The following is a 23,653-nucleotide window of genomic DNA, read 5'->3' on the forward strand; positions in this document are numbered from 1 at the left end:
TGCGGCGCTTTCCGGACACGCTCAGGGGGTGGCGGGGGCGGTTCCGGGCGCGGGGGTCACGGCGCGCCGCCCCCAGGCGGTGCCGACGAGGACCAGGAGGGCTCCCGCGTAGCCGAGGAGCCCCGGCTCCTCACCGCCGATGGCGATGCCGGCGACGGCGGCCCACAGGGGTTCGGTGCCCAGCAGCAGGCTGACCCGGGAGGGCGAGGTGCGGCGCACGGCCCACATCTGCACGAAGAAGGCGAAGAGGGTGCAGAAGACGGAGAGGAACGCGAGCCCGGCCCACTCGGCGGCCCCGAAGTCCGCGGCGGCGGCCCAGGGAGTCGCGCCGGTGCCGGGCACGGCGGCCAGCAGTGCGAAGACGAGCACGGCGGCGCCGAGCTGCACGGTGGTCAGGGACAGCGAGTCGGCGTCCTGGACGGCCTCGATGCGGGCCATGAGCAGGACGTGCAGGGTCCGGGCGAGGGCGGCGCCGAGGATGAGCAGGTCCCCGAGGCTGGGCGCGGTGAAGCCGGCGCCCTGGGTGAGGAGCACGACCCCGGCGACGGAGAGGGCGGCCGCGCCGAGGAAACCGGCGGAGGGCGCCCGCTTCCTGACGGCCGCTTCGGCGAGCGGGGTGAAGATCATCGTCAGGCTGATGATCAGCCCGGCATTGGTGGCGGAGGTGTGGACGACCCCGTAGGTCTCCAGGAGGAAGATCCCGCCGAGTACGAGGCCCAGCAGTCCGGCGCCGCGCAGCTGGGCGGAGCTCAGGGCGCGCAGCCGCGCCCACCCGGCGACGACGAGCACGGGCAGCACGAGCGCGAACCGGAGCACGAGCACGGCGACGACGGTGTGGGTGGTGGTGATGCCCTTGGCCGCGAGGTAGCTGCCGCCCCAGACGACGGCGACGGCCAGTACGGGCAGATCGGCGAACCAGGCCCGGCGCGGGGCGGCTTCGAGGGCGGGCGAGATCACGGTCAACGGAGGTCTCCACGGCTCATCGGGGGTGGAGACGTCGGCGGCTCGCACGGGTGCGGGCACACCGTACCGGAGCCGATCATGCCGGGCGACCCCTTTCCTGGCCTGCGCCCCGGGACCCGTAGCATCGGGCCCATGGCTGATCTCTACGCCCTCGATCTGGCGTTCGACCTGCTCGACACCACGCCCGACGATGTGCTCGCGGAGGTGCGGCGCCAGCTGACGGGGGACGGACTGCTCTCGACCCGGGGCCCGGCGTGGCGGGTCGGCGGCATGCTCGTCGGCGAGTTCGCACCGACGGACCGCGGCGGCTGGGCGCTGACCGCCCGCCAGGAGGTCCACGAGGAGCAGCTCCCGGAGCTGGAGGACCTCCTGCTCCTCCTGGCCCCCCACGTCCGCCCGCCGGGCCCGGTCGGTCGCCTGCGCTTCTACGAACACGAGTCCCCGGACCTGCTGGTCCTGCGCGAGGGCCGCGTGGTCCAGCTGGCCCTGGACCCGCGGTAGCGGGTGCCGCCGTAGCCTGCCCGGCATGGCGGAGATCTGGGACGAGCAGCGGCTGATCGCGGGCGGGTTCCGGCGCGCGTACGCCGAATTCGAGTGGTACGACGGACCGCGCGCGGGCCTCGCCGACGTCGACGGCAGGCCGCACTACTTCCAGAGCTACGACTACGACCACGCCGACGAGTACGACGAGTACCTCGTGTGGCCGGCGAGCGAGGCCGCGGTGGTGCTGGAGCGCGAGCAGTGGGCCGTCTTCGTCAGGTGGAACCAGCGCAGCGAAGCCGGGGAGGCCGGTCTGGAGAGCCATCCGGACCGCGGTGGCGTCGACGCCCGCTACGACGAGCTGACCCGACTGCTCGCACCGCACCGGCAGCCGCCCGCCGATGCGCGGCGGCTGGTCGGCGAGCTCGGGTTCGACGCCGGCGACCGCTACCGGGTCGACGGGCTCGACTACTGGTTCCGGTGGCATCCGGGCAGATGACGACCCGCCCGGTGCGCGGCGCAGCTCGAGGTCAATCGCCGATCGTGCCGAAGGCAGCCCGCCCCGTCGGCCGGTAGGTGTGGACGGCGGTCCCGGCGGGTGTCGTGGCGGACTTCGTCATCTCATAGGCGGTCGGCAGCCCGCCGGTGGGGAACAGTCGGCGACCGGCCCCCAGCACCACGGGGAAGACCAGCAGGTTCAGCTCGTCCACGAGGTCCCGGGCCAGCAGCCACTGCGCGAGCTGCCCGCTGCCGTGCACCTGGAGCTCCCCGTCCAGCGCGTCCTTGACCCGGACGATCTCGCCCTGCAGGTGCTCCCCGTCGAGCACGGTGACCGGCCCCCAGGCCGGCTCCTTCAGCGTGGTCGACGCCACGTACTTGTGCAGCCGGTTCAGCTTGCCCGGGATCGGGTCGGCGGGGTCGTCGTGCTCCGGCCAGTACGAGGCGAAGATCTCGTACGTCTTGCGCCCGAGCAGGAACGCCCCGGCCCGCCCGAACACCTCGGTGACGAACTCCCCCATCCCCTCGTCGGCGAACGGCGCGACCCATCCCCCGTACTCGAACCCGCCACTGCGGTCCTCGTCGGGCCCCCCGGGCGCCTGCATCACGCCGTCCAGCGTCACGAAGGTGGTCAGTGTCAGCTTCCCCATGGCTCTGCGCTCCTCGCTCGATGGCCCCTACGGGTTCAGACTCCCGCCCCCGTCAGAACTCATCGCGCCGCCACGCACGACCGTTCGGTCCGTTCCGACTGACTGGAGGAAACGCCCGGCCGGGAGACCCTGGCCGACCGTGCGCGGCAGAGCGGGGCGGCCGACCTCATCGATGGACAAGCCTCCAAAACTCCGAAGGCCCCACTGCAACACCTCACAGTGGGGCCCTTCAGAAATGTTTCAGCCACGCAACCAAGCGGTCAGGGTTTCGACAGCGAGGCCAGCATCGTCCACCTCAACCATCGAGATGTCGGATTCTAGCAGAAATGGCAGTTGGCCATTTTCGCGCGAATCCAGTTGCATTTCCGCGCCACCTTCACGGGAAATGAACCACACGTTATCGTCATCGGCTGGCCAAGTAACTGACAGCCGCTCGACTCGAAGGTCAGAGAAAATCCCCCTCAGAGCAGCAAGCACTTCATCCAACGGACCTCCAGTAACATCAGACGGCCCCCACGAGATGTTTGCAGGCAACCAAGTGTCACATTCACGTGATTGTAGTTGAGCGGCGACCCTTCGCCCCTAATTGGCTCGGGTGCATAGTCCACGGTGCCACCAGCTGCGCGAATTTCCTCGGCCGTTGTTGCGCGAAGTTTGCCATGCGGAACGCCGGCACCCGCCTCAGAAACCGAGGTACCCATTGCGCCGGAGAAGCCTTCGCCAGCACCGGGCATCGGCCTCTCACCCCCGCGAACGATGACGAAGTCATCCGGCACCTGCCAGCCATTTTCATTGTGCACCAAGACCAGCGTCGACTCGGCAAGATCATAGTAGGCGTGCGCGCCGAGCGGCCGCCACGCACGTTTTCCCTGGTCAGTAAATTCCAGCCTGCCCGTGGGCGGGCCGCACGCTGGCCCGGCAGCTCGGGCAGGTCGTAGGCCTGACGTTCCATCAAACACCGTAGAAGCCCCGCCAGAAATAGAATCTGGCGGGGCTTCTGACGATCAGTCGGTTTCTTCAGATACCCGGTGCGCAAGATCTTCGTGTGCAGCCTCATGGGCTTGCCTCAGATCCGACCAAGCCGCAGACTCGTGCACGATCCTCTTCGCCTCAGGAAGTTCGCAGGAACCTACTGCCATTACGACCCTAATGCAGTCGATGACACTAAATCCCTCACTACGGAGATCGGTCAGGACAGACTCTAAAGTCTTCCCGTTTCGAACAAGCGGCACTTCACGGTGCAGTACTTCGCCAAGGCTCCGCGGCGCGACCATACCCAACCCCCTATTTCGCGTATCTACTCAGGTCAAGCGTCATATCCACCTGATGCCCAACATTCCCACTCAATCTTACAGCCGTGATACGGAGATGCGTGAACCCCTGCTGTGCGGCCGCCGGGGCAATCGTAGATCTCAACTCTCTAAGAACTGCGGATGAGTCGAGAGCTCCACGCGCCATGTCACCCGTCCCGTAGACGGCCACGTCAGACAAGTGCAACTTCGTTCCATCGATTTTCACGCCTGCCAGCATTTCGACGTCACCCTTAGCGGTCGGCATCGTGTGGTAGAAGGTGTCACCACCTCGGAAATCGCCAACTCCGCAAAGTCCATTCGAATTATGGACCAGCAGCGGAGTATCCCCCGCCAGCACATAGTACGTGTGCTCGCCGGGCGGGCGTCACGTGCATTTTCGCTGGTCAACGAATTCCGGCCCGTCCGTGGGCGTGCGCAGAAGTGCCCTGCCGTACGCCCGTGTTGCCGTCGGCGTTGCCGTCAGACGGCTGCGCGCGTGAGGGCGGCGGAGTGGGCTTTGGCCGGTGTCCTGCCCGGGTTGGGGTCGGGCATGGTCAGGGGGCCGTACGCTGGCCCGGCAACTCGGGCAGGTCGTGATCCTGCCCGGAATTTGAACGAGTGGCCCCCTGGCCTTGCCCGACGCGGGCCCCGGCCCGCGGAGGTGGGTAAAGCCCACGGAGCCGACCGGCCCCACCTCAGAGCCTCCACCCCGGCCAACTCCCCACCGCCGCCTCGCCGTCGACCTGGCGCTCGTCATGCGGGCGCGTCCGGCCTTCTCCGCGCTTCCAGTCGTCCGCTACGCGTTTCTGCGCGGCCTGGTCGCTGGCCGGCCCGCGGTGGCGGAGCCGAGAGCGGGCCGGGTGGGCGGCCGTGCCGCGCGCGACCCGCGTCAGCGGGGCGCCTTGAAGACGTAGAGAAAGTTTGGACGCATCCCGCTTCGGCGGTACGCCCTGGCTGTCGGTTGAGCGCCCCGGCTGGGCTGCTGGCCTGGCGCGATGGCCTGTGGAGTGTGGGTGCTGTTCCGGCCGGCGGTGGTGGTTCTACTCGGCTCGGGTGACCTGGGCGTGGTCGGTGAAGACACGTCTGAAGAGGTCGTGGCCGGTGCGTCCGGTGTGGCGGAGCGCCCAGTCCTGCGCGGCTTCCTGCTCGTCATGGGCGCCGGATTCGGCTCCGCAGCCGACAGTGACACAGAACGCCTCGTAGGTGATACCGCCTTCGGGTGCATGACGAATGGCGTGAGCGACGTGCCGGTAGACGGTGCGGGGGCTCACTGGTGGCCCTCCGGGTGGCGTCGCATGTAGACGTTGCAGTCGCTGACGGTGGTCATGTCGCCGACCGTGCGGGCCCGGTCGCGCACGTTGGCCAGCTCGGCACAGCCCGCGCAGCCCTCGACGGGGGTCGGCTCCTTGTCCAGGCGGAAGGGGAGTTCGACCGGCGGGGTCGAGTACCTGGTCGGCTCCGTCACTGCACATCGCCACCTTTCGAACGTCACATGGCCGACCTCTTGACAGGTCGGTGATCTAGTTCAGTATTCGAGTGGCCGAAGCACTCCCGCTACGGTTCACAGTGCACTAGTGTGCTCCCACTGACATCACGTCAACTCAACGGAGGGGCACGCCTTATGCCCAGTCCCAAGACGTTCACGAAGATCGCGGATCACTTCCGGGAGCGCATCTTGTCGGGAGAGCTTGAGCCGGGCGCCAAGCTGCCGACGAACCGGGAGATCGCCGGCCAGTGGCAGGCCGCAGCCGCCACCGTCTCCCGCGCCTTGCAGGCTCTCCAGGTGGAAAACTTCATCCGCACCACCCCTAGGGGCACCTACGTCGCCGACGACCCCCGCTGGACGCTGTCGGCACGGGACCGGCTGGCCCGGGTCCAGCGGGTGAAGTCGTTCCTGGCGGAGGGTGAGACGAGCCGGGTGACGGCTGCCGAGCTGATCACCCCGCCGCTGTATGTGGCGGAGATCTTCGACCTGGAGGCCGGGGACCAGGTGGTGCGGCGCGAGTGGCTGGCAGGACGGGGCAAGACCCGGACCGTGTTCGCGGTGACCTGGTACCCGGCCCCGTTCGCCGCCCTCGTGCCGGACCTGCTGAACACCGCCCCGGGACGCAACCACGGACTGTCCGCCCGGGTTCTGGAAGCCACCGGGCGCACGATCACCCACGCCCGCGACGACATGCACGCCCGCCCCGCCGACGCCCGCGAGGCCAGCGCACTGGCCCTCCCGGTCGGCTCCCCGATCCTGGCAGGCGCCCACCGATGGTCGGACGCGGAGGGGATCATCGAGTACGGGGAGTGGTGTCTGCCGCCCCGGTTCACCATCGGGTACGAGTACCAGCCCTGACCGATCCACGCGAAGCGTCCCCGAAGCCAGCCTGCGGCCTTCGGGGACGCCGTCGTTCACGTGTCCGCCTCAGTCCGCGTCACGGCCTTCGAGGCGTTCGACACGCTCCTCCAGCTCCTCGATCCTCTCCAGGGCTCGTTCCAGCTTGTAGGCCAGATCCGCTACTCCGGCCGCCGCTGGGAACTCCTTCTGCGGGGCAGTCGGCGCTTCGTCCGGCTCATCCACCGGCTGCACCGAGACCGGCACCTCGGTGCCGAACTCGCCCCCCACGACGACATACGCCATCGAGCCGTTGCGCTGGTGGGCCTTCTTCATCCTGCCCTCCAGAGTGAGGAAGGTCAGGGCCTGGTCGGCGGATTCCGGGTCGCCGCCGATCGTGTCGACCACCTCGTCCACGGTGACCTTGGCTCCCCTGGCGAGTGATCCATCCCTGATCTTGCGGACCAGGCGGCCGTGGGTGAGCTGGGTAGCGAAGCCGTGGTCGTCCCAGTCCCGTACGTAGACCTCGTCGCCGGGCAGTTCGCCGGGGTAGCGCAGGAGGAAGTTGCCGGCCAGCAGGGCGATGGCGTTGGTGACCACGTTGAGCGGCACCGCGTAGTGCTCCGCCAAGACCTCGCGCGCGGGCAACCTGGCGCCGGGTGCCAGGGCGCCGGAGTAGATCTGCTGGGTGAGATCGCCGGCAACCTTCTCGAAGGCGTCCTCGAAGTCGGCCGAGCGCGTGACGAAGGTGCCGCGCCCCTGGCGGGCGATGACCCAGCCCTCGTTCCTAAGCAGCCGGATCGCCTTCTGCACGGTCAGGCTCGATGCCTTGTAGGTCTGCATGAGCTGGCTCTGCGTCGGCAGGAGCTGGCCGGGCCGCAGTTCGCCGTCCCGGATCTGCTGCCGCAGGTCGTCCGCGATGCGCTCGAACGTCAAGCGCGCTTCGTCAGCAGCAGCCATGTCCATCCCCGGTCCGAGTCCGATTCCATCCGCAACGGGCCGCTCGCTGCCTGTCGTGTTTCACCAGTTCAGCGGCCTCACGGGGTCAGGGTAGCCGCCGTATGGATGGACCACCCCACGAACGGATGGAACTCAATAGGGATGGACTTTGGATGGAATGAATGTAGGGTTGCGGCACGCGATCACCCACACGGGTGACCCGCACCCCTCTACCTGGAGGTTTGCCATGAAGACCATGCCCATCGACCAGACCCCGGCCCTGGTGATCCTGGCCTCCGAGTCCCGGCCGCACTTCAAGGACCGCGACGGCCAGCAGCCCGCGATCGACCGGGCCACCGGCGCCCACCTGCACCTGGTGGACGTCATGTTCGCCTTCAACGGCCGCGCCGAAGTGATCACCGTGAAGGTCCCGGAGCCGGGTCTCGGCAAGGGCCTGAAGGTCGGCCTGCCTGTCGTCTTCACCGGCCTGGTCGCCTCGGCCTGGGAGAACGAGATCAACGGCAAGGACCGGCACGGCATCTCCCTGCGCGCCGACGCCGTCACCGCCAAGGCCGGCGCCTGATGACCGGCAACCCCCTCGGGCTCGCGCTCCTCGCCGTGGTCGGCCTCGGCGGGCTCGTGCTTCTGAGCTGGGCCGCGTTCTGCTTCACCCGCTGGTACCGGGCCGATGCCGAGACCCGGATCAGTCTGCGGCAGGCGCGGCGGCTGCGGTGGAGCTGGAAGCGACTCGCCCCGATGCTCGGCCTGGCGGTCAAGGACACCACTCCCACCGTGCTCCAGCAGTACGGCCCGCAGGACCAGCCGACCAAGCCGCGCGTGCTGGTGCCGCGCCTGCGCACCCGCGCCGATGCCTTCGGTGTCACCGTCACCGCCGATGCCCTGCCGCAGGTCGGGCTGAGCGCCTGGCAGGACGCTGGCGAGGGCCTGTGCGACGCCTGGGGTATGCGTCGCATCCGGATCAGCCAGCCCAAGCCCGGAGTGATCGTCGCGCGTGGCTTCCGCCGTGAGCCGCTGGAGGCGGTGATCCGCTCACCACTGCTCGGTCCCGACGGCTCCCCAGTGTGCCGACCGGGTCAGTTCGTCTCCACCGATGACGTGCTGCTCGGCTGGGACGAGGACGGCACCCCCGTCGTGCTCAACCTCGCCTACTCCGCCCACGCCCTGGTCGCCGGCCTCACTCGCTCCGGTAAGTCGATCACCGTCAACACCCTGCTCGCCTACGCCTCCCTAATGGGAGACGTGCGTCTGATCGTGATCGACCCCAACCTTGGCGCGGTCGCGCCCTGGTGGCGTACTGCCTACAAGGTTTCCGACGCCATCCACCCCGACGAGCCGACCGAGATCCTGCGCTGGGTGCGCGAGGAGATGCAGCGCCGTGAGCGGCTGTTCTGGTCCGGTCGTACCGACCGCATCACCGAGTTCAGCCCCGAGCTGCCGCTGCTGCTCGTGGTGATCGACGAGGTGGCGAACTACACCCGGCATCCGGATCGCAAGGCCCGCGAACGCTTCGAGGCCGAGCTGCTGGCCATCGCCAGCCAGGGCGCCAAGTTCGGCATCCGGCTGTGGCTGCTCACCCAGAAACCCTCCGCAGACGTGCTCACCACCGCCGTACGCACCAACCTGTCCGCCCGGATCTGCCACCGCGTCGACACCGTCGAGGACTTCCTGCACCTCTTCCCCGACGGCCGGGAACTGGACATCACCGCCGCCGACCGCACCATGCCCCAGGGCGTGTCCATCGCCTCCGTCGGCGACATGCGCACCCCCGTCCGGCTGCGCTCGGTCTACCTGCCCACCGAAGCCTGCTGGCAGATCAACGACCTCATGTGCGCCGAAGGGCTCAAGGTCCGCGACCTGCCCGACCGCGTCGACCTGGACAAGGCCGCGTGACCGCCGCCTCCGGGTCCCGCTTCGCAGTGATCCCCGGCAAGGGCGTGTAGTCGCCAAACCCTCGCCCCTGCCGGGCCTCCCTCCCCATCCATCCACGGCACACGTGTGCCGCAGTGCAGAGAGGTCCCGCCAGCATGCCACCGCACAACCCGACCGCCACAATCCCCCGCCCCGAACGCGCCACGGCCGCGCTGCCCACGTTCACCGGGTACCGCGACCTGCTCGGCCTGGTACGGCAGCTGTCCTCCCTGGGTGGCTGCGCCCAGCCGATCCGGCTCGAAGGCCAGCGCACCGAGATCGACGCCTTCACCGGCGAGATCCTGCGCGAACTGAAGTCCAAGGAACTTCCCGCCGGACACCTCCTGGTCCGCTGCGGCAACCGCCGTACCACCCGCTGCCCCTCCTGCGCCGAGCTCTACCGCCAAGACACCTACCACCTCATCGCCGCCGGCCTACGCGGCGGCAAGAACATCCCCGACCAGGTCGCCACCCGACCCCGCGTCTTCGCCACCCTGACCGCACCCTCGTACGGCCCTGTCCACGGGCGACGCACCAGCGGCTCCGCCCGCTGTCGCTGCGGACGCACCCACACCAAGGACGACCCCCTCCTCGGCACCCCGCTCGACCCCGAGCGGTACGACTACACCGGCGCCGTGCTGTGGAACGCCCACGCCCCCGCCCTGTGGGCCCGCTTCATGCTCAACCTGCGCCGCACCATCGCCGCCGCAGCCGGTGTCCCGCAGCGCCTGCTCTCCAGGGTCGTCCGGGTCTCGTACGCCAAGGTCGCCGAGTACCAGCAGCGCGGGCTGATCCACTTCCACGCCGTCATCCGGCTCGACGGCCCCGCAGGCCCCTACACCCCACCACCCGCCTGGGCCACCCCCGAACTCCTCGCCGACGCCATCCAGCTCGCGGCCACCCGCGCCCACATCGACGGGCCCGAGATCAACGGCCGGACCCGCGCCTTCGCCTTCGGCAAGCAGATCGACACCAGGGTCATCCGGTCCTCCGCCTTCCAGGCCGGGACCACGATCACCGAGGGCAAGGTCGCCGGATACGTCGCCAAGTACGCCACCAAAGGCACCGAAGCCGCGACCGGCACCCTCGACCACCGGCTGAAGAGGATCACCGACCTCTGGTTCGAGTCCGTACCCGAGCACGCCGCCCAGATGATCCGCACCGCTTGGGCCCTCGGCGCCCGCGACGAACTCAAGCACCTGAACCTGCGCAAGTGGGCCCACATGCTCGGCTTCCGCGGCCACTTCTCCACCAAGACCCGCGCCTACTCCACCACCCTCGGCGCCCTCCGCGCCGCCCGAGCCGCCTGGCACCGCCGCCACACCCCTCCGCCCTCCACGACCACCCTCGTCCTCGCCCACTGGGCCTACGACGGCACCGGCCTCACCCCCGACCTCGAACGCCTCGCCGCCCTCATCGGCGGCGGTCCGACACGCGACCAGGGGGTGACAGCCGGTGCGTGACGACGAACTCCTCACCGTCCCCGAGGCGATGGCCCGCCTCAAGATCGGCCGATCCGCCCTCTACGACCTCCTGCGCACCCGCCGCCTGGCCTCGTTGACCATCGGCCGTGCCCGCCGCATCCCCGCTCACGCCCTCGCTGACTACGTCCAGCGTCACCTGGAAGAGGCCGCCCGATGACCGCCCCCAAGCGCAAGAAGGCCCGAGCTAACGGCGAAGGAACCATCTACCAGCGCAAGGACGGCCGCTGGGAAGCCGCCGGCTACGTCCTCTCCGCCAACGGCACCCGCAAACGCGTCCGCGTCTACGGCATCACACGGAGGGAAGCTGCCGACAAGCTCGCTGAGAAGATCGCCGACAGCAACCGCGGCCTGCTCGTCGCAACCGCCGACAGCACCGTCGGCGACTACCTCACCTACTGGCTCGGCAGCGTCGCCGTCCACCGGCTCCGCGAGAACACCCACACCCGCTACGCCGCCTGCGTCCGTCTCCACCTCATCCCCGGCCTCGGCACCAAGAAGGTCGCCCGCCTCACCGCCAAGGACGTCCGCACCTTCCTCGACCGGCTCCGCACCACCTGCCAGTGCTGCGCCCAGGGCCTGGACACCGAATGGAAGAGGTGCTGCGCCATCGGCGAGTGCTGCCAGAAGCAGCTGTCCGCTTCGACCGTGACCTACGTGCACTCGGTGCTCAAGTCGGCTCTGGAACACGCCGTCCGCGAAGACGAGCTGCCCCGCAACGTCGCCCGCAACGTCAAGACCAGCGCACCCCGGCCCAGGCGCTTCCGTCCGCTCACCGCAGCCGAAGCCCGCCAGTTCCTCGACGCGGCCCGCGCCGACCGGCTCCACGCGCTGTACGAACTCGCCCTCCGCACCGGACTCCGCAAGGGCGAACTCCTCGGCCTCCACTGGGAAGACCTCGACCTCACCACCGGAACGGCCAGCATCCGCCGCTCACTCCAGCGCACCCGAACCGGCGGCCTCACCCACCTACCCACCAAAACCCGGGCGTCCGAACGCCGCATCGCCCTCCCCACCGAATGCCTCCGCTCCCTCAAGAAGCACAAGGAACGGCAGGACAGGGAGCGGGAGACCGCAGGGTCAACCTGGCAGGACAGCGTCCTCGTCTTCACCACCCCGACCGGCGGGCCTCTCGACCCAGCCAACCTCACCCGCCGCTTCCGCAGCTTCCTCAACCGGGCCGGACTCCGCCGCATCCGCTTCCACGACCTCCGCCACTCGACCGCCACCCTGCTCCTGGAACAAGGCGTCGACCTCGTCGTCATCAAGGAACTCCTCGGCCACGCCCACATCGGCGTCACCGCCGGCGTCTACGCCCACGTACGCCCCCGCCTCCAACGCCAAGCCATCGACACCCTCGGCAACGCCCTCGGCCCGACCGAGGAAGACCCCGAAGACCCACCCGCCATGGCAGCCGTCCGCTGACGTTGCCGTCACCGTTGCCGTCAAGGCACCCAGAGACTCCAGGAAGGGGTCAAATCGGGAACCTGACTGAATGGATCTGGACATCGGAAATAGTGAATCCCCGAAGGGGCATAACCCCTTCGGGGATTCACTATTTCGTCACGGATTAATCTCTAACCCCACGTCGCCACGAGATCGGCAGCGACAACGAGAATCGAACCGCACGTGAAGGAAATTTCGTGCGACATGCCCGACGAATGCGGAAGCACCTCATCCAACTGCAGATCACCCAGGCGAGGAAACATGCCGTCAGGTTCCTCGGCGTCCACACGGAAAGACTGGACGTCCGAGTAGCGAATGCATAGACCGCTCTCATGTTTCCACTCGTTCGGCGTCAGGATAAATTCGAGAGAAACTTGCCCTTGGTCATCAACGAGAGTTGCCTTGCTCAGCTCCAGATCCTTAACGCACCGAACGCCTCGGAAGTCGTAGTGATCAGGGTGAGCGGCAAACGCCGCCGCACCCGGCGGAAGGTCACCGGAGAGCTGAGGGAGGACCTGCAAGTAATTCTGCGGATCCAGGTGGTATCCGTACCGGTCCTGTAATGGCTCCACACGCACGTACTTCATTAGCACCCACCGCCAGTGATGCGCGGGCGCTTCCAGTTGTCGCCCTTCACGTTCTCGGTTCCCTTTTCGCCGATACGGCCATCTCGCCTCAATTCGCCCACGGCTAGCCCCTTCAGGTTGTTGTAGACATCCCGCGGAACATCGACGTCAGCACTCTTTCCGTGCTTCGAGAACCATCCGTCACTGCCGAAGATCCCGACTTCCTTACCCTTGTGGTAGACGTGAACCTCGAAGTCAGTCGTACCACCGATGTCGAATCTGTCGACGCGCCCGGTGTAATTACTCCCGAAATTCAGAGGATCCTTCGGACCGCGTACATAAAGCCCTCCGGCATTGTGCACGAGGACCGGAGTCTTGCCCGCGAGCACATGGTACGTGTGGAGGTCGGAAACCGTCAGGTTGTACGTCGTCTGGTCCGCACGGTAGGAACGGGTTCGCGCAACGGCGACCGCCCGCCCGTCGTCCGTCCGCAGGGTCATTCCGGCTTTGAGGTCACCCGCATAGACCCAGGCACCTGCAGACATCGACCAGAACGGGTGGTGCACCGTCGTCGTGATGACGGGTTCGGCTTCTCCGGCTCCGATCGTCAGGTCGACGTATTCCTTGTCATCCTTCGTCAGGATCTCGGCGGTGACCGTTTTCGGCGTGGTCTCTCCCGTCACCGGGTCCGTGGCGAGAACCTTTTCGCCGACTTCGACGTCGTCGATCTCCTTGGTGGTGCCGTCAGCCATCAGGACGAGCGTGTCTTCGGTGAAGCTGTCGCGTCGGAGACAGGCAATGGCTACGTCGACGGCTTCATTGGCCGCCGCTCCGGTGACCGCCCTGCCCGCCGTTGCCGCTTTCGCGGCCCTGCCGATGAAACTTCCGGCGATCGTGATCGTCACGTCCACCGCGGCCATTCCGCAGTTCTTGTTCCAGCCCGGGTCCTTGATGCACTCCCAGGTGTTTCGGATCCCCAGCGCCTCCATCCAGTCGCCACTGGGACTCGTCAGGCCGATTCTGTTCGCCGCGTCGCAGAAGTCTTGCCTGTCTCTGGCGCCGGTGGATGAGCAGTGCCCGTTCGCCCAGCGCCTCAGGTTCTCCTGGTAGGTCCGGGTGGGCCAGAAGCCCTGCCTGAGGAGTTCCTCCTCGGTGGGAAGGGGCTTTCCTGCGAGGACCAGCTTGACGGTGCTCTTGGTACCGCTCTTGGCGTCGCCCTTCGCGTTGCCCTTGGAGCCCCCGCCGCCCGAGACCCGCTGCCGTTCCACCTCGGGGTCGTTCTCCTCCTTGTAGTCCCCGTAGGTGCCGTTGGTACCTGCGCAGTAGTTCGGGAAGCAGCTTTCGAGCCCGGTGGGGTCCATCTGGTTGACCGGGTCGCCGTTCGCGTACACGTACCCGTTCATCTGCATCGGGTTGGTGATGTCGATGACCGGGTCGACGCTGATGAACCGGCCGTTCGCGGGTTCGTACTCGCGGGCGCCGATGTGCGTGAGACGGGTGGCGCTGTCGTCCGTGCCCGTCCCCAGGAAGTCGCGCTGGCCCGCCCAGTTCCCGACCTGGGCGCCCCGGGGGTTGCCGTAGGGGTCGGCCTTGCGGTGGGTGACCTTCTGGCCCGCGGCCTGTTCCACCATGGTGGTGGCGGTCCCCTGGCGGTCGCTCAACAGGACGGTCAGGGCGTGGCCGGTGGTCTTGCCCTTGGTCTGACGGACGGTGGTAGTGGCTCCGACGCCGGTGTAGTAACGGACGGCGTCGACGGCTTGGCCGGCCAGGTTGACCGTTACCTCGGCCTCACCGAGGTACAGCGTGCGACTGCTCCCGGTCTCCTGGATGAGCCGGTTGCCGGAGGCGTCGTAGATGTACGAACTACCGCTGCCGCCGAAGACCCACTGCTGCGCGGCGGACCCGGCCACGCACGTGTAGATGTGGAGGTCGTTGCCGTCGGCGGCATCGTCGTTGGGGACGGTGACGCACTGGCCAGTGGCCTGGTTGTAGAGGGTCTTGTCGGGCCTGGAGGTGAACTTCTGTTCGTTGCTGCCGTCGCAGGTGTAGAGGCGCGCCCTGCTGTCCTTGGCGGTGAGGCACTTGCCGAGGGCCTTGACGGTGTCGCCGCTGAGGGTCCACTTCTGCGCCTTGGACTCGTTGCACGACATCACCTGGGCGGGCGTGCCGTCATCGGAGTTGCCGCCGTCGACGTCGAGGCACTTGCCGCCCAGACCGGTGACGGTGACGGCGCCGATGCCCGGGCTACTGGCGGAGGCGAGCTTGTTGCGCCGGTCCCAGTTGAGGATCTGGGTGTCGCCGTCGATGGTCCGCCGGGTCGTGTTGCCGGCGCTGTCGTATCCGTACGTGGAGAGCGACGTGACCGTCGAGTTCTGGGACTTGGTGGTCTGCTTGGCCTCGGTGAGTGCGTGCGGATGGGTCTTGACCGGCGGCAGCCCGCCGTTGCCCGTCACCTGGACGCCGTACGCGTAGGTCGTGGTGTCGTCCAGTGCCGCATTCGTGAGGTCGCGGTTGATGAGTTTGGTCCGGTTGCCTATGGCATCGAACTCGTACTCCTGCCAGTAGCCGTCGCCGTCGGGGCCGGGGGTGACGTCACTCAGGCTGGGGCCGGTGCAGTTCTCGGTCCTGCCGGTCCACGCCTTGGTGAGCTGCCCCAGCGTGTTGTACGTGTAGCACTGGCGGTCGACGCGGCCGCCGGACTGACGGTCCGTCACCGAAGTGATCTTGCCGCTGGTGTCGTACTTGTAGGAGCGGGCGTTGATCCGGTTGGGTCCGGTCGTCTCCCGGTCCGCGCTGGTGTCGGTGACACGACCGGTGGTCGGATCGTAGAAGCTGGTGGTCCACACCCGGTGCGGTGCCTTGCCGGATGCCGTGCGCAGTACCTCGCCGAACGGGCTGAAGACCGTCTCCGCGGTGTACCAGGAGAGACCCGACATCGTGGTCGGCGCGCCCTCCTCGTTGTAGCGGGTGATCAGCTTCTCGGCGGCGAGGCCGCCCGGGGTGGCCGGGACCGTGGTGGACCGGACCTTGCCGGTGGGGGTGTAGGTGGTGGTGTAGGCGTACGTGCCGGCCAGGCCCTTGGTGGCTGCGCCGTCCGGGATGGTGAGGGTGGTGCCGGTCGGCCGGTATTCGGAGTCGTAGCCGGTGACCTTGCTGGTCACCGTGACGTCACCGGTGCGGCGGGTCGACGCGACCGGTTGGCCCTTGGCACCCGGCAGCGTGTCGTAGGACCAGGTGGCGACCGGAGTGCCGTTCGGGGCGTCCTCCACCTCGGCGGTCTTGCGGTTCAGCTTGTCGTAGTTGGTGAAGGTCTTCTGGCCGGCCGCGTTCTCGGACCAGACCTGCTGGTCGAGGTTGTTGTAGCCGAAGGAAGAGTTTCCCAGGTCGGGGTCGCTCGTACCGATCAGGCGGCCTCGGGCGTCGTACGAGTACGTCCAGTCGTTGCCGGCCGCGTCGGTCACCTTGGCCAGCTTGCCCCGGACGTCGTACGCGTACTTGGTGTCGGTCCAGGTGGTCAGGTCGGCGGCCGAGAACTTCTGGACCAGCGTCGTGCGGTTCAGCGCGTCGGTCCAGGTCCTGGTCGCCTCGCTGCCCGCCAGCGGGGCCGTTCCGTCGGCCGACATCGCGCTGCGCTGAACGGTCCAGTTCCCGCCGTAGGTGACGACGGCGGAGTGGTGCGGAGTGCCCTCGTGGAGAGTGGTGGAGCGCACCGCCCGGCCGAGGCCGTCGTAGGCGGTCGCGGTGGCGTTCGGGACGTGGAAGACCGTCTCCGGGACGAAGATCTTCTTGTCCGGTTCCCCTTCTGCGTAGTAGGCGTTGTCGGTCTGTCGCACGGCACCGCTGGCGTTGTAGAGGGTGTCGGTGATCAGACGGCCGCCGCCCAGCGCCTCCTTCTGGGTCTGTCGCGTGCGCAGGAGGCCGTCGTAGACGGTGACCGTGTTCTCGTAGGTGCCGTTGTCCCGCAGAGCGCCACTGACCACGGTCGGCGGCATGTCGACGGATATGTCGTACGAGAAGACGAAGGCCGCCTTGTCCGTACCCTGCTTCCGGGAGGGAGTCCACACTCCGGTGGTGCGGCCCAGTGCGTCGTAGGCCATGCTCGCCTTGCGGCCGTTGGCGTCGGTGGATTCCAGCACGCTGCCACGGCCGGGATCGGACTTCGCCGTCACGGTGTGGCCCAGGGCGTTGGTGATCGTGGTGGAGAAGACGGGGCCCGTGGGAGGGCTGACGGTCGTGGACGTCGGATTGCCGGCCGCGTCGTAGGCCTTGACGGGGCGCCCCAGGGCGTCGTACTCGGTACGGGCCGTGGTGACCCATCCGGTGCCGGCGCCGTCGAGGGTGTCGACCTGAACCGGCAGCCCCTTCACGGGGGCGGTACCGAATGCGTTCAGGGCGTCGTAGGAGGTGCGGGTGTCCGTGAGGACCTGCCCGGTGGCCGCCTTGCTGCAGTCACCGGCCGTGCTGCGTACCCTCTGGGCGAGTCCGATGATGTGCTTCGTCGTGTTGTGCACGTAGGTGGTGGTGATGCAGTTCTGCTCCGAGGACGTCCACCCCGTGCCGTTCGACGTCAGCACTTCGGCCTGCGCCGTCTTGGGCAGACCGTAGGCCCCCTCGTCGAACGTGTTCTGGGTACGGACCATGCGGGTCCCGCCCTCGATCGACTGGAACGCATCGGAACGGGCCGTGCCGGTACGGAAGGCCTCCAGGTCAGTGGTGCCACGCCGCGGACGATTCGCCGTTCGCTGGCTCCAGGGCCAATTGATCACGCGCGAGGAGACGTTGCCGCCCGCCTTCGTGTAGCTGATCGTTTCCGCTACTTGTCCTTGCAGTTGGAGAAGGTCCTCCCCCAGATCCTCGGCATTGGTGGAGTCCTTGACCCTGACCTTGGCGCGACCACCGTCTCCGGACATGCCGCGGAAATAGCGCGTGCGCGTCTGGGACTGCTCCGTGGCGTCGGGCTTGCCCGCGTTGGCGGTGACGCCCTTGGTCGTCACGACCGATGCGTACCCCCTCCACTGGCTGTAGGTGCGCAGTTCGGGCTTGGTGAACTCGTCGGTGTCCTTGCCCCAGGCCGCGTCACCTTCGTACGTGTAACTGGTGGTGACGTCGGGCTGGCGGGCGACGCGGTCCTTCTCGACGACCTTCTCGACGACGTATTTGTTGAACCACTCCAGCGGCGGCTTCTCCAGCTCGGTGTCCGGGGACCAGTGGACGGGGAAGCAACGGGTGGTGTTGGCCTCCGGCTTGGGGTGGGTCGTACCCACCGCACAGGGAGCCGAGTAGTCGACGTACGTCTCGCCACCGGTCTCGTTGCGGATCGTCTCCACGCGGAGGCGGTCGTAGTCGGGCGTCGCGTCGTTGGCGCTCTTCGCGACGCGGTTCGGCATGTCCTGGACGTTGGCCAGGAAGGACACCGGCGGCAGCGGGATCCCGATCAGGTTGTCACCGCCGTCCTTCGCGGTGCCGTATCCGGTGCGGGTGATGGACTCCAGCCACAGCGGGGGGTGCGTGTCGGTGCGCTGCTTCGGGAACGACTGGGTCAGCGACCAGTGGTCGACCTTGGAGAGGGCCGTGGAACCTTCGGTGCGCTGGCCGTAGGTGGTGACACCGGTCAGGCGCTTTCGCGACCAGAACGTCGGCGAGGCGACGTGGCAGTTCTCCGCGTCCATCTTGCAGTGAAGGGTGGACGGGGTGTCCCACCAGGGCTGCTTGTCACCGTAGTTCTTCGAATCGAACTGGGCGTTGCCGCACTTGACGCCGCCCTCCTCGATGCACCGCTCCGCGAGCGTGAACTCGACGCGGCCTGCCGGAGCTCCGGCGAGGTTGTCCGCGCGCAGCCCGTAGAGGATCCGGGTGGGGTAGCCGCCTCGGGTGTAGCCGACTTCAGCGGCGTTCTTCTCCTTGAACTTCGCGTTCTTGGCGTAGCGGTTCTGCTCCGGCTGCCAGTCGATGACCATGGCGTTGCCGTGGACGTCCTCGACGTAGTCGAGGTTCCAGCGCCAGGCCTGGCGGCAGGACGAGTTGGCGTACGCCGCCTGGTGGCAGGGTTCGCCGGGGTGGTTGCCGAAGACGGGGACGGTGAAGACCGAGTCGGTGACGGTCAGCGGCGAAGCTCCGTCGCCGTGGGTGCCGACGTTGTGGCGTCCGAAGTGGTACCGCGTGCCGTCGCGGGTGGTGACGACCCAGTACTCGCCGTCCTTCGCGCCGTTGGCGCTGCCCGACATCCGCTCGATCTTCGAACCGTCATCGGCGGCCGGAACCAGCTGCCCCGATGCGGCGTCGCGGACCAGCTCGGTGGTGGAGCCACCGAGCGACATCACCAGGTTGTCGCCGGCCCAGCACAGGTCGCCCTTCTTCTTGTCCGTGCTGTTGTCGTTGTTCGGTGCACCCCCTGTCGCATCGCGGTCCTCCGAGCAGGCCCGGTAGCGGCGTTCGATGTAGCCGGGCTCGTAGCTCCAGCCGTCACCGATCCACGAACCCTGCCCGTTGGCCACGGACGTCTTGCCGTCCACGGCCTGCGAGGAGTAGGAGAAGGCAATCTTCGGCTCGGGTCCGGCCGGGTTCGGGGGCACGGTCAGCGGATACGTCCAGGAGAACCCGCCGCCGCTTCCTCCCGCCGACCAACTGCCCGAGGGGGAGAGCGGGGTGGCCTTGTAGGTGCCGCCCGCGCCCGAGCCCCCGTCGGAAGCGGCCAGGACCATCGCACCGCCGCCACCGGACATGGTGCGCAGGCCCTGCCCGGGCACGGCGACCGGGTCGACGGTTGCCCGGACGGTCCCGGAGTGGGGGTCGTTGGTGCTCGGGACGTCCACGGCGGCGGAGCACTCGGGAAGCTCGGGCGTGGTCAGGAAGCACTCGGGGAGTTGCTTGAGCTCCAGGCGAGTGGCCCATTCGGTGCCGTAGAGGTCCTCGAACTTCTTGTAGTCGAGCTGCACGTCGACCGGGGTCGAGCTGCCGGCCGGAGGTGTGACCTTGATGATCGCGCCGTCGACGCCGGCCGACTCGGTGACGGTCCGCGCCTCGACGGCCACCACCCAGGTTCCGGACGGGGCCGGCGGCGTCGGATTCCTTTCGGTCGGCGAGGCCTTGCCGATGCTGATGGGCAGCCCGCCCGCCTGGACCAGCTGCGTCCCGCTCTCCGGATTCAGCGCCACGGGTTCCGAGCCGGCCGCCGGGGGAGTCACCCTGGAGGGCTCGTACCCCGGGGGCGGCGCCGCGGCGGCACCGTCCCAGCCCTGCAGTTTCGCGGCCGCGACCTTGTCGAGCTTGGCCTTGATGTCCTGCTGGAGGCCGGGCAGGTCGACGCCGCTGCGGTTTCCCGGTGACGCCGCCCAGGCCTCGGCGGGCAGAAGAGTTGCGACCAGCGTCACGGACAGCGTGACGCCGATGCGCCCGGCGAGGCGCGCGCGCCAGGCGCGGGCCTTTCTGTTTCCGGGCAGGCTGGAATTGTTCGCCGAAATCGGCGACATGTGGACCCCCCCACGCACTGCCGCCACGGCCATGGCGCGCGGCCGGCAGAAGACTGATAAATAGCCCGCTGATTCTGTGGCCGTCAATCCAGAAAATCTACGGCCTTGATCGTCAGTGTGACCTTAATCACTTCACGCCCTGCACAGGGCGGGGCAATCCATGCAAATCGACGGTAAATGGCGGGCGTGAAGCCGAATGCGAGGGGTGACGATGTTCGAGGAATGGTTCATGCTCGGCGCGCGCCTCCTGTGCGCGAATGGCTGCGGGGGCGGACATCGCACTTTCGGTCGATGGCCGAAAGTCATTGTGTACCGAGGGCTGCGAAATTGGGCGCCCGAGGGGGGAGAAGAAGAACCATGGCTGTCAATGAATCCGTGGACGACAGTCCACCAAGAGCTCCGGAGGACGAGGGAGCGACCGCGCCGCCGGCTGTGCGCTGGTTCGAGCGCCGCAGGGCCATGGGGGGGCTGGCTGCCGTGCTTGCCCTGGCCGTCGCGGTGCCGGTCGGCGTCCACCTGAACGAACGCGAGAAGCCACGCACCCGGCCCGCCGAAAGTTCTGCTACCGCGCCCGAGGCCCGCCGGCTGGCCGAAAGCAGCGGCAAGGAGGTCGAGGTCGAGGCTGAGCGGAGTGCGAACACCACGACATGGGCGCAGCCTGACGGGTCGTTCCGCAAGCAGATCTTCAGCGCGGCCTTCCGCGCCAACGTGGACGGGAAGTGGAAGCCCATCGACACCGGCCTGGAGCGGGTGGAGGGCGGCTACGCGGCCAAGGCGGTCAACGGCCGGGTCTTCTTCAGCGGGGGGTCGAAGGAGCAGGCGGGCGGCGAGGGGCGCGCCGCGCGTGGCGTGAACCGGGTGGCGCTGCGGCAGGACGCGCCCGGCGAAGTGTGGACCGAGCTGGTCCGGTTGAACACCAGCGGCCACGACATGACCGTCAGCTGGCCCGGCGTCCTGCCCGCGCCCGTCATCGACGGCCCGCGCGCCCTGTACGAGAACGTCCGCCCCGGGATCGACCTGGTGATGACCGCGCAGGACGGCGGCTACTCGCACCTGCTCGTCGTCAAGGACAAGCAGGCCACGGCCGATCCGCTACTGGGACAGCTCAAGTACCGCCTGGCCAGCCCCGACATGACGTTCCACCTGGACGACACGTCGGACGCACTGAGTGCCCGTGACGCCAAGGGCGAGGAGGTCGCGGGCTCGCCGACCCCGATGATGTGGGACTCCAGCGGCAAGGTCGCCACCACCGACGACCGGCCGGCCTGGAAGCCGACCGCCGTCGCCGAGCAGCACCCGACGCTGGCCCTGTCCGGCCTGGGCGGCGCGGAGGGCGCGCGCCTGAAGCCCGTCGCAGCGGCGCTTGCGGACAACGCGCTGTCCCTCACCCCGGACAATGCGCTGCTCAATGCGCCGGAAACGGTGTATCCGGTCTTCATCGACCCTTCTTTCAAGGGACACAAGCACGCTTGGACCCTGCTTTACAAGACGGCAGAGAATTCAAGCTTCTACAACGGCCAGAATTTCAACGCGAGCGGCACGAACGAAGCCCGCGTCGGATTCGAGTCCACGACGGGCGGTACCTCCCGCTCCATTTTCAACTTCGACTTCGGAAGGCAGCTCCAGGGCTCCGAAATCGTCTCGGCCAGCGTCCGGGCGTTGCAGACCTATTCGTGGTCGTGTGACAGCAAGCAGATGCTCATCTTCTCGACCCCGTACATCACATCGTCGAGTACCTGGGGAAGCACCAACAACGCGGACTACTGGGGCAGAGTGGTCGCCTCGGAGTACGCGGGGTACGGCTACAACAGCTCGTGCCCCGACAACTGGATCGCCCCCGACATCAAGGGCTTGGTCGCCGAGGCCGCCAACAGCGGCTGGGGGGCGCTGTCCCTGGGGTTCGCCGCCCCGAACGAGTCGGACCCGTACTTCTGGAAGAAGTTCATCGCCAACGGCGAGGCCGCTCCGTACATCGAGGTCGTCTACAACTCGCGCCCGGACACCCCGACCGCGGCGAACATGCAGACCTTCCCCGGCGGCCCGTGCCTGACCGGTTGGCCCGGAACCGGCATCGGCAAGACCAACGTCACCTTCCAGGTGAAGGGCACCGACCGCGACGGCAACCTCGACAAGGTCGAGATCCAGGTGTGGGGCGACAGTGGGACGGTCTTCGACCAGTGGCTGTGGCCCAACAGCGACGGCGTGGTCACCGCCGAGGTGCCCTGGAACACCTTCAGCGACGGCCAGACCTACTACTGGCTCTCCCGCGCCACCGACAAGGACGGCGCGTGGTCGGGCAGCGGGCCGCACGAATCCGGTAGCGGGGGCTGGTGCAGGTTCACCGTCAGCCACACCGTCCCGCCCAACCCGGCCGTCTCCTCCGCCGCCTTCCCGCCGCAGGGCGACGACTTCAACGAGTGGAGCACGGAGCCTGCCAGCACGCCGGGCCAGAACTTCACCATCAAGGGCAACGGTGCCAAGGCGGAGGACATCCGCGAGTACCAGTGGAGCCTGAACCGCCCCGTGTTCGACCAGAAGGCCGTGCCCGCCCCCGGTGGCGACGAAGTCTCCGTCCCGCTGCAGGTGGACACCTCCGGTCCGAACGTCCTCTACGTCCGCACCGTCGGCAAGTCCGGCAACATATCCGCCCAGAGCACCTACGGCTTCCTCGTCAGGCCGAGGCCCGGCCAGGACACGCCCGGTGATGTCACCGGTGACGGCCACCCCGACCTCCTGGCCATCGACAAGGACGGCAACCTGCGCACCTACGCGGGAGACAGCGCCGGTGACACCGACGCCTACATCCCCGGCGCGGTCGAGAACGGCAAGCCCGTGGCCCCCGGCTACTGGAAGGATCCGGTCACCGGCCAGTCCGCGCTCATCGGTCACGCCACCGACTGGTACCCCGGTGACGGCCTCACGGACCTGATCGCGCGGATGCCCGACGGCAAGCTCTACGTCTACCCCGGCACCGGCACCGGCCAGTTCGACGTCGGCCGCCGCATGCAGATGCAGCTGCCCCTCAGCGCCCCCGACCCGTCGACCTTCCGGCAGCTCGTCGTCACCGAGGACATCGACGGCGACGGCCTGGGCGATATGTTCGCCCTGGACGCCGACGGCTTCTGGGCGTTCTCCGGCTATACCGGATCCAGCTTCGCCTCCTACAAGAAGATGGCCACCGGCTGGGCCGGCCGTGACATCGTCGGCGTTCGGGACGTCTCGGGGGACAAGGTCCCGGATCTGATCTTCCGGGACAACACCAACGCCAACCGCGGCCTGGCCCTGCGCAAGGGCAAGCCCGGCGTCAACGGCGGGGTCGACCTCAGGTCCCTGGAGTCCAAGGCGAACGCCGAAGGCGGCGAGGACTACACCTACGCCACCACCGGCTGGGGCCGGGCCGCCTACCCCAAGCTCCTCGGCACCCCCGATGCCAACGGTGACGGCATCCCCGACATCTGGGCCGTCGGGGACAACGGATACCAATGGCTCTTCCTCGGCGGAACCAGCACCCTCGGCGCACCCAACGGTCGCGACGAGGACGGCTGGAACACCTTCCTGACGATCGGGTAGTCAGGACGGAGCAGCCGTAGCCGCGAGCGCCCTGCCGGGAGAACACT

General features: G+C 68.1%; 17 protein-coding genes. 9 read left to right on the forward strand and 8 right to left on the reverse strand.

Annotated elements, in window-relative coordinates; genetic code table 11:
- Positions 1–21: 21 nt before the first annotated feature.
- The gene (locus tag OG207_RS09865; RefSeq protein WP_329097752.1) at positions 22–963 is read right to left on the reverse strand and encodes a DMT family transporter; all 942 of its coding nucleotides are present in this window, start codon (positions 961–963) and stop codon (positions 22–24) included.
- A gap of 132 nt (positions 964–1,095) precedes the next feature.
- On the opposite strand from OG207_RS09865, the gene OG207_RS09870 reads away from it, so the two are divergent.
- Both OG207_RS09870 and OG207_RS09875 read left to right on the forward strand, forming a co-directional pair.
- A complete protein-coding gene (locus OG207_RS09870; RefSeq protein WP_329097754.1) occupies positions 1,096–1,464 on the forward strand; it encodes a hypothetical protein in 369 nt (122 codons plus the stop codon).
- A gap of 25 nt (positions 1,465–1,489) precedes the next feature.
- A complete protein-coding gene (locus OG207_RS09875) occupies positions 1,490–1,942 on the forward strand; it encodes a hypothetical protein (protein WP_329097756.1) in 453 nt (150 codons plus the stop codon).
- A 31-nt stretch (positions 1,943–1,973) separates the two neighbouring features.
- On the opposite strand, the gene OG207_RS09880 is transcribed toward OG207_RS09875, so the two are convergent.
- The 4 genes from OG207_RS09880 to OG207_RS09895 form a co-directional block, all read right to left on the reverse strand.
- Entirely contained in the window at positions 1,974–2,591 is a 618-nt protein-coding gene (locus OG207_RS09880; RefSeq protein WP_329097757.1) for a dihydrofolate reductase family protein, read from the reverse strand.
- 240 nt (positions 2,592–2,831) lie between these two features.
- Positions 2,832–3,077 (reverse strand): hypothetical protein, encoded by a 246-nt coding sequence (locus OG207_RS09885; RefSeq protein ID WP_329097759.1) that lies wholly within the window; start codon positions 3,075–3,077, stop codon positions 2,832–2,834.
- Positions 3,078–4,923: 1,846 nt separating this feature from the next.
- Positions 4,924–5,154 carry a DUF7848 domain-containing protein gene (locus OG207_RS09890; RefSeq protein WP_329097760.1) on the reverse strand — a complete coding sequence of 77 codons (231 nt, stop codon included), beginning with the start codon at positions 5,152–5,154 and terminating at the stop codon, positions 4,924–4,926.
- Positions 5,151–5,348, reverse strand: a complete 198-nt coding sequence (locus OG207_RS09895) for a hypothetical protein (protein WP_329097762.1) — start codon at positions 5,346–5,348, stop codon at positions 5,151–5,153. Before OG207_RS09895 ends, OG207_RS09890 begins: the two co-directional genes overlap by 4 nt.
- Before the next feature lie 156 nt (positions 5,349–5,504).
- Here OG207_RS09895 and OG207_RS09900 point away from each other — a divergent pair, with 156 nt between their 5' ends.
- A complete protein-coding gene (locus tag OG207_RS09900; protein WP_329097764.1) occupies positions 5,505–6,227 on the forward strand; it encodes a GntR family transcriptional regulator in 723 nt (240 codons plus the stop codon).
- Between the two features lie 69 nt (positions 6,228–6,296).
- On the opposite strand, the gene OG207_RS09905 is transcribed toward OG207_RS09900, so the two are convergent.
- Positions 6,297–7,166, reverse strand: coding sequence for a GntR family transcriptional regulator (locus OG207_RS09905; protein ID WP_329097766.1), 870 nt, complete (start codon positions 7,164–7,166; stop codon positions 6,297–6,299).
- A gap of 226 nt (positions 7,167–7,392) precedes the next feature.
- Here OG207_RS09905 and OG207_RS09910 point away from each other — a divergent pair, with 226 nt between their 5' ends.
- The 5 genes from OG207_RS09910 to OG207_RS09930 all read left to right on the forward strand — a co-directional run bounded on the left by OG207_RS09910 (position 7,393) and on the right by OG207_RS09930 (position 11,980).
- A complete protein-coding gene (locus tag OG207_RS09910) occupies positions 7,393–7,728 on the forward strand; it encodes an SCO3933 family regulatory protein (protein ID WP_215220772.1) in 336 nt (111 codons plus the stop codon).
- Positions 7,728–9,056 carry an FtsK/SpoIIIE domain-containing protein gene (locus tag OG207_RS09915; protein WP_329097771.1) on the forward strand — a complete coding sequence of 443 codons (1,329 nt, stop codon included), beginning with the start codon at positions 7,728–7,730 and terminating at the stop codon, positions 9,054–9,056. Before OG207_RS09910 ends, OG207_RS09915 begins: the two co-directional genes overlap by 1 nt.
- A gap of 134 nt (positions 9,057–9,190) precedes the next feature.
- Positions 9,191–10,537 (forward strand): replication initiator, encoded by a 1,347-nt coding sequence (locus tag OG207_RS09920; protein WP_329097773.1) that lies wholly within the window; start codon positions 9,191–9,193, stop codon positions 10,535–10,537.
- Positions 10,530–10,715: a helix-turn-helix domain-containing protein gene (locus tag OG207_RS09925; RefSeq protein WP_125543060.1), complete on the forward strand. Its 186-nt coding sequence runs from the start codon at positions 10,530–10,532 to the stop codon at positions 10,713–10,715. Before OG207_RS09920 ends, OG207_RS09925 begins: the two co-directional genes overlap by 8 nt.
- Positions 10,712–11,980, forward strand: a complete 1,269-nt coding sequence (locus OG207_RS09930) for a tyrosine-type recombinase/integrase (protein ID WP_329097777.1) — start codon at positions 10,712–10,714, stop codon at positions 11,978–11,980. Before OG207_RS09925 ends, OG207_RS09930 begins: the two co-directional genes overlap by 4 nt.
- A gap of 152 nt (positions 11,981–12,132) precedes the next feature.
- Here the strand turns inward: OG207_RS09930 and OG207_RS09935 are convergent, their stop codons facing one another.
- The gene (locus OG207_RS09935) at positions 12,133–12,588 is read right to left on the reverse strand and encodes a hypothetical protein (protein WP_329097778.1); all 456 of its coding nucleotides are present in this window, start codon (positions 12,586–12,588) and stop codon (positions 12,133–12,135) included.
- Entirely contained in the window at positions 12,588–20,036 is a 7,449-nt protein-coding gene (locus OG207_RS09940) for a polymorphic toxin-type HINT domain-containing protein (RefSeq protein WP_329097779.1), read from the reverse strand. Before OG207_RS09940 ends, OG207_RS09935 begins: the two co-directional genes overlap by 1 nt.
- Positions 20,037–20,393: 357 nt before the next feature.
- On the opposite strand from OG207_RS09940, the gene OG207_RS09945 reads away from it, so the two are divergent.
- A complete protein-coding gene (locus OG207_RS09945; protein ID WP_329097781.1) occupies positions 20,394–23,606 on the forward strand; it encodes a VCBS repeat-containing protein in 3,213 nt (1,070 codons plus the stop codon).
- The last annotated feature ends 47 nt before the right edge of the window (positions 23,607–23,653 follow it).

Origin of the sequence: Streptomyces sp. NBC_01439, assembly GCF_036227605.1 — a bacterium.
Classification (GTDB): Bacteria; Actinomycetota; Actinomycetes; order Streptomycetales; family Streptomycetaceae; genus Streptomyces.